Source organism: Denitromonas iodatirespirans, assembly GCF_018524365.1.
Lineage (GTDB): Bacteria > Pseudomonadota > Gammaproteobacteria > Burkholderiales > Rhodocyclaceae > Nitrogeniibacter > Nitrogeniibacter iodatirespirans.
The window spans coordinates 24,418-37,468 of sequence record NZ_JAEKFT010000017.1 but is presented as its reverse complement, the minus strand read 5'-3'; the positions used below and the strand labels follow the sequence as shown (position 1 = coordinate 37,468).

General features: G+C 69.6%; 9 protein-coding genes. 6 read left to right on the top strand and 3 right to left on the bottom strand.

From position 1 onward, the window contains the following. Nucleotides 1–42: 42 nt before the first annotated feature. The 6 genes from trpD (at nt 43) to I8J34_RS14915 (ending at nt 7,654) form a co-directional block, all read left to right on the top strand. Entirely contained in the window at nt 43–1,074 is a 1,032-nt protein-coding gene (gene trpD / locus I8J34_RS14940) for an anthranilate phosphoribosyltransferase (protein ID WP_214362426.1), read from the top strand. 7 nt (nt 1,075–1,081) lie between these two features. Next, entirely contained in the window at nt 1,082–1,870 is a 789-nt protein-coding gene (gene trpC / locus I8J34_RS14935) for an indole-3-glycerol phosphate synthase TrpC (protein WP_214362425.1), read from the top strand. Between the two features lie 9 nt (nt 1,871–1,879). Next, on the top strand, nt 1,880–5,815 hold the full coding sequence (locus I8J34_RS14930) for a translocation/assembly module TamB domain-containing protein (protein WP_214362424.1): 3,936 nt from the start codon (nt 1,880–1,882) through the stop codon (nt 5,813–5,815). A gap of 115 nt (nt 5,816–5,930) precedes the next feature. Next, nucleotides 5,931–6,689, top strand: a complete 759-nt coding sequence (locus I8J34_RS14925) for a DUF2189 domain-containing protein (protein WP_214362423.1) — start codon at nt 5,931–5,933, stop codon at nt 6,687–6,689. 35 nt (nt 6,690–6,724) lie between these two features. Beyond that, complete coding sequence (msrA, locus tag I8J34_RS14920) at nt 6,725–7,270, top strand: peptide-methionine (S)-S-oxide reductase MsrA (protein ID WP_214362422.1); 546 nt, start codon at nt 6,725–6,727, stop codon at nt 7,268–7,270. A gap of 36 nt (nt 7,271–7,306) precedes the next feature. Continuing rightward, nucleotides 7,307–7,654, top strand: coding sequence for an FKBP-type peptidyl-prolyl cis-trans isomerase (locus I8J34_RS14915; RefSeq protein ID WP_214362421.1), 348 nt, complete (start codon nt 7,307–7,309; stop codon nt 7,652–7,654). Nucleotides 7,655–7,857: 203 nt separating this feature from the next. Here the strand turns inward: I8J34_RS14915 and recQ are convergent, their stop codons facing one another. The 3 genes from recQ to I8J34_RS14900 all read right to left on the bottom strand — a co-directional run bounded on the left by recQ (nt 7,858) and on the right by I8J34_RS14900 (nt 13,048). Next, entirely contained in the window at nt 7,858–9,651 is a 1,794-nt protein-coding gene (gene recQ, locus I8J34_RS14910) for a DNA helicase RecQ (RefSeq protein WP_214362420.1), read from the bottom strand. Nucleotides 9,652–9,734: 83 nt separating this feature from the next. Continuing rightward, nucleotides 9,735–10,667 (bottom strand): cysteine synthase A, encoded by a 933-nt coding sequence (cysK, locus tag I8J34_RS14905; protein WP_214362419.1) that lies wholly within the window; start codon nt 10,665–10,667, stop codon nt 9,735–9,737. A 98-nt stretch (nt 10,668–10,765) separates the two neighbouring features. Further along, on the bottom strand, nt 10,766–13,048 hold the full coding sequence (locus I8J34_RS14900) for a putative bifunctional diguanylate cyclase/phosphodiesterase (RefSeq protein ID WP_214362418.1): 2,283 nt from the start codon (nt 13,046–13,048) through the stop codon (nt 10,766–10,768). Between the last annotated feature and the right edge of the window lie 3 nt (nt 13,049–13,051).

Here is a 13,051-nt window from a genome sequence, read left to right as displayed (position 1 = left end):
GGGCGCGTCCCGGATGATCGCCGGTCGATCCCAGGAGGCGTCATGAGCATCACCCCCCAGGAAGCGCTCCAGCGCACCATCGAACACCGCGAGATCTTCTTCGACGAAATGGTTGCGCTGATGCGCCAGATCATGGCCGGCGAGGTCTCGCCGGTGATGCTGTCGGCCATCCTCGCCGGCCTGCGCACCAAGAAGGAAACCATCGGCGAGATCGCCGCTGCCGCCACGGTGATGCGCGAGCTGTCCACCAAGGTGGTGGTGCCGCCGCCCAATGACAACTTCCTCGACGTGGTCGGCACCGGCGGCGACGGCACTCACACCTTCAACATCTCGACCGCCACCATCTTCGTGGCCGCCGCGGCCGGCGCGCGCGTGGCCAAGCATGGCGGGCGCAGCGTGTCGAGCGCCTCGGGCAGTGCCGACGTGCTCGAAGCGCTGGGCGTGAACATCGCGCTCAACGCCGAGCAGGTGGCGGAGTGCATTTCGGCGGTGGGTATCGGCTTCATGTTCGCGCCCAACCACCACAGCGCGATGAAGAACGTGGCGCCGGTGCGCCGTGAAATGGGCGTGCGCACCATCTTCAACATCCTCGGTCCGCTCACCAATCCGGCCAATGCGCCGCACACCCTGATGGGCGTGTTCCACCCCGATCTGGTCGGCATCCAGGTGCGTGTCATGCAGCGCCTCGGCGCCGATCATGTGCTGGTGGTGCACGGCCGCGACGGTATGGACGAAGTGTCGCTGGGCGCAGCGACGATGGTCGCCGAGCTCAAGGACGGCGTGGTGCGCGAATACGAGATCCACCCCGAGGACTTCAACCTGGCCATGCAGTCGGCCCGCCAGCTGCGGGTGCGCGATGCGGCCGAATCCAAAGGCATGTTGCTCGGCGCGCTCGACAACGTGCCCGGCGCGGCGCGCGACATCGTGGTGCTCAACGCCGGCGTGGCGCTGTACACCGCCAAGCGGGCCGAGAGCGTCGCCGATGGCATCGGCCAGGCGCGCGAGGCGATCGCCAGCGGCGCGGCGCGCGCCAAGGTGGATGAATTCGCGCGCTTCACCCAGCGTTTTTCCTGAGGCGGCCATGAGCGACATCCTCGACAAGATCCTCGCCGTCAAACGCGACGAAGTGGTCGCCGGCAAACGCCATCAGTCTCAGGCCCAGATCGAACAGGCGGCGCGCGAGGCCGCACCGGTGCGCGATTTCACCGGCGCGCTGCGCGCCCGTATCGCCGCCGGCCAGTCGGCCGTGATCGCCGAGATCAAGAAGGCCAGCCCCTCCAAGGGCGTGATCCGCGCCGACTTCCGCCCGGACGAAATCGCCCGCGCCTACGAGGCGGGCGGGGCGGCCTGCCTGTCGGTGCTCACCGACGAGGATTTCTTCCTGGGCCATGCCGACTACCTGCGCGCCGCCCGCGCCGCGTGCAAGCTGCCGGTGCTGCGCAAGGACTTCATGGTCGACCCGTGGCAGGTGTTCGAGGCGCGCGCCATGGGCGCCGATGCCATCTTGCTGATCGTCGCCGCGCTGTCGCTGAGCCAGATGCAGGAGATGGAAGCGGTGGCCGAATCGCTCGGCCTGGCGGTGCTGGTCGAGAGCCACAACGCCGGCGAGCTCGACCTCGCGCTGCAGCTGCGCACGCCGCTGATCGGCATCAACAACCGCAACCTGCGCACCTTCGAGGTGAGCCTCGACACCACGCTCGACCAGCTCGAGCGCATCCCCGCCGACCGGCTGGTGATCACCGAATCCGGCATCCTCGCGCCGGCCGACGTGCAGCGCATGCGCGCGCACGCGGTCCACGCCTTCCTCGTCGGCGAAGCCTTCATGCGCGCCGATGATCCGGGCGCGGCACTGCGGGGCTTGTTTGGCTAAGGGCTGAGCATGTCCGGGGCGCCGCCGCAGCCACCGAAGCGCCGACGCTGGCCCTGGGTGCTGCTCGGCAGCCTCGTGCTGCTGCTCGGCACGCTGCTGGCCGCGGCTGCCTGGCTGCTGAGCTCCGCCGCCGGGCTCGAGCGCCTGACGCGCACGGCGGTCGAGTTCAGCGACGGCCAGCTGCAGATCGACGGCGTCGAGGGGCGGCTTGCCGGCCCGCTGCAGATCCGCCGCCTGTCGCTCAACACGCCCACGCTCCAGCTGCAACTCGACGCGCTGGCGCTCGACTGGTCGCCGGCGGCCCTGCTCGAACGCCGCGTGCACATCCGGTCGCTGTCGCTCGACAGCCTGCGCTTCGCCAGCGCCCCGTCGACCGCCGACAGCACACCGCCGACCCTGCCCGACAGCCTGGCGCTGCCCCTCGCCGTGCAGGTCGACCGGCTGAACTTGGGCCGGCTGGCCCAGGAGGCGTTTCCCTTTGCGCCGGACGCACCGGCCGCCACACCGCTGATCGAGGCGCTCTCGGCCTCGCTGAGCACGGACGGGGAGCGGCATCGGCTGGTGGTCGATGCCGTCGGCACGCCGGTCGGCCCGGCCAGCGCCGAGCTGTCGGTGGCGGTGGCGGCGCCGCACGACACCCGGCTGGCCGCCTCGCTCGATGCGCTGCTCGGCGAGCACCGGGTCGACATCGCGCTCACGGCCCAGGGGCCGCTGGCCGCGCTGGATACCACGCTCACCGCGACCCGTGGCGCGAGCCGGGCCGTGCTGAGCACCCAACTCAAACCTTTCGACGCCATGCCGGCCGAGCATCTCGCGCTGAGCGCCGAGGGCATCAACCCGGCCGACTGGCTGCCCGAGGCGCCGGCCGCCCAGCTCGGTGCCGAGGCCGCGCTGGACGTCTCCGGCACGCTGGACGATCCGCAGCTGGCCGGGCCGCTGAGCCTGCGCAATGCCGACAGCGGCGCCTGGGATGCCGGCAAGCTGCCCGTGCAGTCCCTCGCCGCGCGGCTGCAACTGAGCGCCGGCCAAGTGACGGTGACGGCGCTCGACCTGCAGCTGGCCGGGCAGGGGCGCATCGGCGGCGGACTCGACTGGGCGCCCTCCGACGCCCCGGCCGGGCAGCTCAACGCCCAACTCACGCTCGCCGACATCGACCTGCGCCGCCTCGACGGCCGCCTGCCGGCGTCGCGCCTCAAGGGGAAACTCGACGCCGTCGCCAGCGCCGCACAGCAAACCGTCTCCGGCACGCTCAGCGATCCGCGCCTGCAGGCCACGCTGGCGCTGCGTCATGCCGATGCGCGCCTCACGGTCGACACCCTGGCGCTCAAGCGCGGCGACAGCCGGGTGGATGTCACCGGCCACCTCGACACCGGCGGCGTGCAGGCCTTCGAGGCCGAGCTCAAGCTGCGCCGCCTCGATCCAAAACCCTTGTGGGCCAGCGCCCCGACGGCGCGGATCAATGGCGATCTCACGGTGGCTGGGCAATTGGAGGATTTGCAGGGCCGGGTGAACTACCGCCTGCGCGACAGCACGCTCGACGGCAAGCCGCTGGCGGGCGAAGGGCGGCTGCGCTGGCAGGGCGAGCGCCTGCCCGAAGTGGCCGCCTGGCTGCGCCTGGCCGGCAACCGGGTGGATGTCGAGGGCGCCTGGGGGGCCGTGGCCGACCGGTTGGCGGTGCGTGTCGACGCGCCGGCGCTGGACGCGCTCGGCCTCGAGGTCTCGGGCGCGGCACGCCTCGACGGTCAGCTCAGCGGCGGCCTCGCAGCGCCCACCGGGCGTTTCACCGCCTCGGCCGAGAAGCTGCGCCTGCCCGGCGCCCTGCGGCTGAACAGCCTGACGGCGGATGTCAGCCTGGGCGAGGGGCTGGACGGGCCGGTGTCTATCGCCGTGGGCGGGCAGGATCTGCGCACCCAGGCCAAGGGGCCGCCGCTCTTGACGCGCTTTGCGCTCAGCGCCGAGGGGCGTCGTCAGCAGCATGTGATCGAATTGTCGGTCGCCGCCGGCAGCGGCGAGGCGATCGATGCCCGGCTGAGCGGCGCGCTGAGCGACGCGCTGGCCTGGCGCGGGCAGATCGAGACGCTCGCCCTGACCGGGCGTCTGCCGCTCAGGCTGACCGCGCCGGCCATGCTGACGGCCAGCGCCGAGCGGGTGCAGCTGTCGCGCGCCGAACTGGCGACCGCCGACGGCGGTGCGCTGATCCTCGAACAGACCGACTGGGCGCCGGGGGCGCTGACGGCACGCGGGCGCATGACCGGCCTGCTGCTGGGGCTGGAAACCCGCCCCGACAAGCGGCCCAAGCGCGGCCAGGGCGAGCTGCAGCTGGGCGGCGAGTGGGATGTGCGCCTGGGCGAGACGGCGAGCGGCGACGTCCATGTGTATCGCGAGGCCGGCGATCTGGTGCTGACCGGCGATACCGTGCTGCGCTTCGGGCTGAGCGCATTGGCGCTGCGCGCCACCATCGACGACAACCGGCTGGCGGTGAGTGTGGACGCCCGCGGCGAGACGCTGGGCACCCTGGCCGGCTCGGCAACCGCCCGACTCGAACGCGGCCCGGCCGGTTGGCAGCTCGACGGCGACGGTCCGCTGCTCGGCTCGGCCGTGCTCGACGTGCCCTCGATCGGCTGGTTCGGCGCGCTGGTGGGCCCCTCCGTGCGTACCGACGGGCAGCTGCGCACCGAGTTCTCCTTGAGCGGCACGCCCGATGCGCCGGTCGGTGTCGGGCGCATCACTGGCGAGAGGCTGTCGGTAGGCATTGCCGACGAAGGCCTGCGCCTCGACGGCGGCCGCTTGATCGCCGACTTCGATGCCGACCAGTTGCGCATCGACACCCTCAGCTTCCGCTCGCCGAGCCGGGTCGCCCCGCGCGACCGGCGGGTGAACTATGCGGCGCTGACCCGCACGCCGGGCCGGCTGGAGGCCAGCGGTGCGATGGGCTTGGCCGACGGCAGCGGCCAGATCCGCTTCGAGGCCGAGCGCCTGCCGATCTTCCAGCGTGCCGACCGCTGGTTGGCGGTCAGCGGCAAGGGCACGATCGACACCCGCTGGGCGGCGCCGTCGCTGAACGCCGATTTTCGCGCCGACGGCGGCTATCTGGAGTTTGCCGACTCGCCGGCGCCGAGCCTGTCGGACGATGTGGTGATCGTCGGCGACGAGCCGTCGAGCACGTCGCGGACCCTGAGCGCGCGGGTGGCGATCGACCTCGGCGACCAGCTGTATCTGTCGGCGCTCGGCCTGGATACCCGGCTGGCCGGCACCCTTCTGCTGCAGGCCAGCGCCGAGCGCCCGCTGCGCGCCACCGGCACGGTGACGACCGTCGGCGGCAGTTTCGAGGGCTATGGCCAGAAGCTGACGATCACCCGCGGGCGTGTCAATTTCCAGGGGCCGCTGGACAACCCGGGCATCGACGTGCTGGCGCTGCGCACCGGTCTGGAGGTGGAGGCCGGCATGTCGATCACCGGCACCGTGCGTCGGCCGCGCATCCGCCTGGTATCCACGCCGGAGGTGCCGGATGCAGAAAAGCTCAGCTGGATCGTCCTCGGCCGCAGGCCGGACGACTCCGGCGGCACCGATCTGGCCCTGCTGCTGCCGGCGGCTCAGGCCCTGCTCGGCGGGCCGGGCGGCGGCATCACCCAGGAGCTGGCCAGCGGCCTCGGGCTGGACGAGATCTCGCTCGGCCAGGGTGACCTGAACAGTGTCAGCCGCGGCGCTACCAGTTCGGTGGTCGGCGGCGGCAGCCGTATCGAAAGCGGCGCCACCACCGGCGGGCGGGTGCTGACCCTCGGCAAGCGTCTGTCGGCCACCACCACTTTGTCTTTCGAGCAGAGCCTGTCGGGGGTGGCGCAGATCGTCAAGCTCACCCACCAGCTCACCCGCAGCCTGTCCATCGTCGGCCGTGCCGGCACCGACAACGCGGTCGATCTGCAGTGGAGCATGAGCTTCCGCTGAGTGTTGCCGTTCGTCGCGGTGGCGACCGCGTGCCGGCGACTTGATTTTTGTCGTGTCTGGCAACGCCGCCGGCGCGGCAGAATGATCGACTGTCTCCTTCTGCGACGAGGTTCGGATGTCGGTGCACGGTATTCCCGAGAAGATTTCGCTGGCCCTGATCGGCCGGTCGCTGCATCGTGGCTGGCGCGACTTTCTCGGCATGGCCGCGGTCAGCATGGGCTTTGCGGCCGGCTTCGTGGTGATCGGCTTGGGGCTGATGGTGGGCACGGTGACGGTCGGCATGGGGCCGATGGTGCCGGCGCTGATCGGCGGTTTCATGCTCTTCGGCCCGGTGTCGATGGCCGGCTACCACGCGCTGCTGTCCGCCCGCCGCGCCGGGCACCCGGTGCGCCTGCGCCTAGCCTACGGCGCCATGCGCCATGCCGGCCGGCCGGTGTGGGTGATGGGCGTGTTCTGCAGCTTCATCGTGCTGATCTGGCTGACCGACGCCGGCACGCTGTACAGCTTCATGGTCGGCCAGTGGCGCCATGACTGGCTGTCGGTGCTGCCGCATACCTCGCAGCTGCTGCGTTTCCATGCCGGCGCGGCGATCATGGGCGGCGGCCTGGCGCTGATCGTGTATACCGTGACGGTGCATTCGGTACCGCTCTTGATCCGCGGCCAGGGCACGCTGGTGACGGCCGTCACCGCCAGCGTGCGCGCTGTCGGACGCTCGTTTTTCGTCCATCTGGGGTGGGCGGTGACGCTGGCGCTGACCGTGATGGCCAGCATCTTCCTGCTGCCGGCGCTATTGGTGGTGTTGCCGGTGGTGGCCTATGCCAGTATCTACTGGAACGAGGCGGTATTTCCCGACGCGGAGAACGGGACGCGCTAGCCGCGGTCGAACCGCAGTCACGACACAGGCGGGAGATGAACATGGCGACAAGCGAAACGGCGGTGCTCGGCGGTGGCTGCTTCTGGTGTCTGGAGGCGGTGTTCCGCGAGATCCGCGGGGTGCGCCGGGTGGTCTCGGGCTATTGCGGCGGGGCGGTCGAGGCGCCGGACTACCATGCGGTGTGCGAAGGGCATACCGGCCACGCCGAAGTGGTGCAGATCGAATTCGACCCGGCGGTAGTGAGTTTTCGCCAGTTGCTCGAGGTGTTCTTCGTCATCCACGACCCGACCACGCCCAACCGGCAGGGCAACGATGTGGGCACCCAGTACCGCTCGGTGATCTTCGCCCAGAGCCCGGCGCAGCATGCCGAGGCGGCCGCGCTGATCGGCGAGCTGCGCGCCGCCGGTGCGTTTGCCGACCCCATCGTCACCGAGCTGGCCGGCGCCGAGCGCTTCTGGCCGGCCGAGGACTATCACCAGGACTACCTCGCCCGCAACACGCATCAACCCTATTGCCAGCTGGTGGTGTCGCCCAAGCTGGCCAAGTTCCGCTCCCGCTTCGCGGCGCTGCGGGCGCAGTGAGCGGTACAATCGCCCTTCAATTTCCAAGGAGGCATCATGACTGAGCAAACCACCACGGCCAGCGGCCTGATCATCGAGGACCTGGTCGTTGGCGACGGCGCCACCGCCGAGGCCGGTCAGCATGTGAAAGTGCATTACACCGGCTGGCTGACCGACGGGCGCAAGTTCGATTCGAGCAAGGATCGCAACGACCCCTTCGTCTTCCCGCTCGGCCAGCGCCATGTGATTTCCGGCGGGGACGAAGGCGTGCAGGGCATGAAGGTGGGCGGCACGCGCAAGCTGACGATCCCGCCCGCGCTGGGCTACGGTGCCCGCGGCGCCGGCGGCGTGATCCCGCCGAATGCCACGCTGGTGTTCGAGGTGGAGCTGCTGGACGTGGCCTGAGGCCGGTCTGTCACGACACAAAAAACGGCTGCCCGAGGCAGCCGTTTTTCATTGGCGATTCAGAAGTTGTGAAGAAATCGTAGCGAGCGCAGGCAGGTCGGGGGCGGCCGGCGCGCAGCAAGCGGAATGTATTGATATACATGAGCATTGCGAGCACCGCCCAACCCCGAGATGCCAAGCGCAGTAGATTTATTCACAACTTCTCAGGCGGTGAGCAGCTCCAGTAGCGCCGGGCCGTAGGCATCGAGCTTGCGGTCGCCGATGCCGGAGACGGCGCCGAGCTCTTCGAGTGAGCCGGGTTTGCGGTTGGCGATCTCGAGCAAGGTGGCGTCATGGAAAATGACGTAGGCCGGCACGTTGCGCTCGCGTGCGGTGTCGGCGCGCCAAGCGCGCAGCCGGTCGTAGAGTTCGGCCTCGGCGCCGGTCGGCACGATGCGGCCGCGACCGGCCTTGAGGCGCTTGGTTTTCTTGACCGGCTGGCGGATCTCGAACACCGCCTCGCCCTTGAGCAGCGGCCGGGCGGACTCGGTCAGCATCAGGGCGCCGAAGCGGTCATGGTCGACCGCGAGATAAGCACGCGCCACCAGCTGGCGGAAAACGCTGCGCCACAGCTTGTCGTCGAGGTCGGCGCCGATGCCGAAGGTGGTGAGCGACTCGTGCCCGCGCTCGCGCACCTTGTCGGTGGTCTCGCCGCGCAGCACGTCGATCAGATAGCCGGCGCCGTAGCGCTGGCCGGTGCGATAGACGCAGGACAGCGCCTTGCGCGCGGCGTCGGTGACGTCGAGCGTCTTGGGCGGGTCGATGCAGTTGTCGCAGTTGCCGCAAGGCGGGGCGGCCTCGCCGAAATAGCTGAGCAGATGCTGGCGCCGGCAGTCGGTGGCCTCGACCAGGCCGACCAGGGTGTCGAGCCGGTTGCCGGCCAGGCGCTTGAAGGCCTCGCTGCCCTCGGACTCGTCGATCATGCGCCGCTGCTGCACCACGTCGGCCGCGCCCCAGGCCATCCAGGCCTCGGCCGGCAGGCCGTCGCGGCCGGCGCGGCCGGTTTCCTGGTAATAGCCTTCGATCGAACGGGGCAGGTCGAGGTGGGCGACGAAGCGCACGTCGGGTTTGTCGATGCCCATGCCGAAGGCGATGGTGGCGACCATCACCACGCCGTCTTCGCGCAGGAAGCGGCGCTGGTGCTCGGCGCGTTGCTCCTGCGGCAGGCCGGCGTGGTAGGGCAGGGCCTTGACGCCTTGCTCGGCCAGCCAGGCGGCGGTCTCCTCGACCTTGCGCCGCGACAGGCAATAGACGATGCCGGCTTCGCCGGCGTGCTCCTGCACGAAGTCGTACAGCTGCTTGCGCGGCCCGTCCTTCTCGACCATGCGATAGCGGATGTTCGGCCGGTCGAAGCTGGCGACGAAGCGGCGTGCCTCAGTGAGATTGAGCCGGAGCGCGATCTCCTCGCGCGTCTGGGCGTCGGCGGTGGCGGTCAGCGCGATGCGCGGCACGTTCGGGAAACGCTCGGAGAGCACCGACAACTGCAGGTATTCGGGCCGGAAATCATGTCCCCATTGCGACACGCAGTGCGCTTCATCGATGGCGAACAGGGCAATGCCGCCGTTCTCGTGCGTGTGGTCGAGCTGCGCCAGGGTGCGGGCGTTGAGCAGGCGCTCGGGGGCGACGTAGAGCAGATCGAGCGCGCCGGACATCCAGCGCCGTTCGACCGCTTCGGCCGCGTCCGGCGCCAGGCTGGAGTTCAGGTAGGCGGCGGCCACGCCGGCTTCCTGCAGTGCGCTGACCTGATCCTGCATCAGCGCGATCAGCGGCGAGATGACGATCGCGGTGCCGCGGCGCATCAGCGCCGGGATCTGGTAGCACAGCGACTTGCCGCCGCCGGTCGGCATCAGCACCAGGGCGTCGCCGCCGTCGGCCACATGGCTGACGATGGCGGCCTGCTCGCCGCGGAACTCGGGGTAGCCGAAGACGTGCTGGAGAATCTCGGTGGCGCGGGACATGGGGCGACATTCTACCGGGACGGGCGGCGGTGAACGAAAAACGGTGACCCGAAGGTCACCGTTTGGGGCTGCCGTCGGTCGGATCAGACCTCCAGATCCTGGAACAGCGCGGTCGACAGGTAGCGCTCGCCGAAGGAGGGGATCACCACCACGATCAGCTTGCCCTTGTTCTCGGGGCGCTTGGCCACGGTCAGCGCAGCGCTGACCGCCGCGCCGGACGAGATGCCGACCAGCAGGCCTTCTTCGGCGGCCATGCGGCGGGCGGTGCTGAAGGCATCCTCGTTCTTGATGCGCACCACTTCGTCGTAGATACCGGTGTTGAGGATCTCGGGCACGAAACCGGCGCCGATGCCCTGGATCGGGTGCGGGCCTTTCTGGCCGCCCGACAGCACCGGGCTGGCATCGGGCTCGACGGCGATCATCTGCACGCTGCTCTTGCGCGCCTTGAGCACTTCGCCGACGCCGGTGATGGTGCCGCCGGTGCCGATGCCGGAGACCACGATGTCCACTTGGCCGTCGGTGTCCTTCCAGATTTCCTCGGCGGTGGTCTTGCGGTGGATCTCGGGGTTGGCCGGGTTGGCGAACTGCTGCGGGATCAGGTAGCGCGGATCGGCGGCGGCCAGCTCCTCGGCCTTGCGAATGGCGCCGCCCATGCCGTCGGGGCCGGGGGTGAGGATCAGTTCGGCGCCATAGGCCTTGAGCAGCAGGCGGCGCTCGCGGCTCATGGTCTCGGGCATGACGAAGGCGCACTTGTAGCCGCGCGCGGCGCAGACCATGGCCAGGCCGATGCCGGTGTTGCCCGAGGTGGGCTCGAGGATGATGGTGTCGGGCTTGATCTGGCCCGCGGCTTCGGCGGCGTCGATCATCGACACGGCGATGCGGTCCTTGACGCTGTGCGCCGGGTTGTAGAACTCCAGCTTGCACACGAGGGTGGCGTCGATGCCGTCGCTGAGGCGGTTGAGGCGGACGAGCGGGGTGTTGCCGATCAGGTCGGTGACGGAGTTGGCGATTTTCATGGATGCGTCCTGGCTAAGGTGACTTATTCATTCTAGGCCAGGCGCATGGCAGTTCGCTGGGCAATTTTGGAATAAGCACATAACGTGAGGGCGACGCCTCACGCCTGCGGGAGCACCCCCGTGTGGTCCGCGGCCACTGCGGGCCGGCCGAAGTGGTAGCCCTGGGCGCTGCCGCAACCCATCAGGCGCAGGGCGTGGACTTGAGCGGGGGTTTCGACGCCTTCGGCCAGCACCGCGATGCCCAGGCTGCGGCCCATCGCCAGCACAGCCTGGACGATGGCGCGGTCGTTGCCGTCGTCCGGCAAGCCGTCGATGAAGCTGCGATCGATCTTGAGCGTGTTGATGGGCAGGCGCTTGAGGTAGGACAGCGAGGAGAAGCCGGTGCCGAAATCGTCCAGTGACAGGGCGATACCCATTTCGCGGATGCCGTGCAAGGTGGCGATGGCCGGCTCGGCATCCTTGAGGATGTCCGATTCGGTCACTTCGAGTTCGATCCACTCGGGGCGGCAGCCGGTCTCGTCGAGAATGGCGCACACAGTGCTCAGGAAATCGAGCCGGCGCAGCTGCCGGCCGGAGACGTTCACCGCCACCCGCGGCGGCCGGTAACCGGCGGCCCGCCAGCTGCAGATCTGGGCGCACGCCTTGCGCAGCACCAGCGCGCCGAGCGGCACGATCAGGCCGTTGTGCTCGGCCAGCGGGATGAACTCGCTCGGCGCCACCATGCCGTGCTTGGGGTCGTGCCAGCGGCACAGGGCTTCGAAGCCGACCAGTTGGCTGGTGGCCAGGTCCACCTGGGGTTGGTACCACACGTCGAGGGCATCCTGCTCGATGGCGTGGCGCAGGGCGTTCTCCATGCGCACGCGATGGCGTGTCTGTTCGGTCTGGCGGGCGTGGTAGCGCTGGGCGTTGTTGCGCCCTTGCTGCTTGGCCTGGTACATCGCCGTGTCGGCATTGCGGATGAGCGCGTCGACCGTCTGGCCGTCGTCCGGATAGAGGCTGATCCCGACGCTGCAGCCGATGAAGAATTCCTGCTCGAGATGGCGGATCGGCGGCACCAGGCAGGAGAGGATGCGCTGTGCCGCCAGGTCGACCTCCTCGTGCGTACGGATGTCTTCCATCAGCACCACGAATTCGTCGCCGCCCAGCCGCGCGACGGTGTCTTCCTCGCGCACGCAGTCGACCAGCCGGTGCGCCACCTGCTTGAGCACGGCATCGCCCACCGCATGGCCGTAGGAGTCGTTGATGTCCTTGAAGTGGTCGAGATCGAGAAAGATCACCGCGACCCGCCGATCGTCCCGATGGGCGCGGCGCAGCGCGGTGGTGATGCGGTCGTTGAGTAGGGTGCGATTGGGCAACTCGGTCAACGCATCGTGCTGCGCCATGTGCGTCATCTGCGCTTCGGAGGCCTTGATCGTCGAGATGTCGGTGAAGATGCCCAGGTAATGGACCAGTTCGCCCTCATTGTTGTGCACTGGCGAGATGTCCAGCCATTCGGGATAGATCTCGCCCGATTTGCGCCGGTTCCACACCTCGCCCTGCCAGCGACCGTGGCGCGCCAGGCTGTCCCACAGGCGCTGGTAGAAGGCCGCGCCGTGACGGCCGGACTGGAGTAGCCGTGGCGTCTGCCCGACCGCCTCGTCGAGGCTGTAGCCGGTAATCCGCGTGAAGGCCGGATTGACCAGTTCGATGACCCCGTCGGGGCGGGTGATCACGATGCCTTCGGCGGCGTTGTCGAAGAACCGGGCGGCCAGTCGAAGCCGGTCGCGGGTGCGGCGCTCGGCGGTGATCTTGCGCGAGATGCCGAGCAGGCCGATCACCTGGCCGTCGGCAGTGCGCACCGGTGCCTTGAGCGTGTCGTACAGCTCATGGCTGCCGTCGGCCTTCAGCACCCGCTCTTCGATCTGCTGCGCGGTGGCGCTGGCCATCAGTTCGGCATCGAGCTGGCGAAGGGCGGCCGCGTCGGCGGCGGGGAAAAATTCGTGCTCGTCCCTGCCCAGGATCTGTGCGGCCGGGCGGCCGATGACCTCGGCCGCGCTGCGGTTGATCAGCTGAACCCGGCCGTCGACGTCCTTGAAGGAGATCCTGTCGGGGCTGGCGTCGAGCAGTGCGGTGAGCAGGGCGCGGTGCTCGTCGGCCGCCTTCAGCGCCCGGCTGCGGCGGCGACCGGCCCAGGCCAGGCCGACGGACAGGGCCGCCAGCAAGGCGGCCGATGAGGTGGCGACGGCGGTCGGCAGGGACACCGGTGTGCCCGGGGCGTTCGCTTCGGTGTTTTGCGCAGCGGCGCCGGGCAGCGCCACGGTGAGGGTCAGCGCGATCGGCAGGCACAGCTGTGCAACGCGGCGGGAGAGGCCGTCGAGCGTGCAGGGAGCTGCCGGAACCACGCG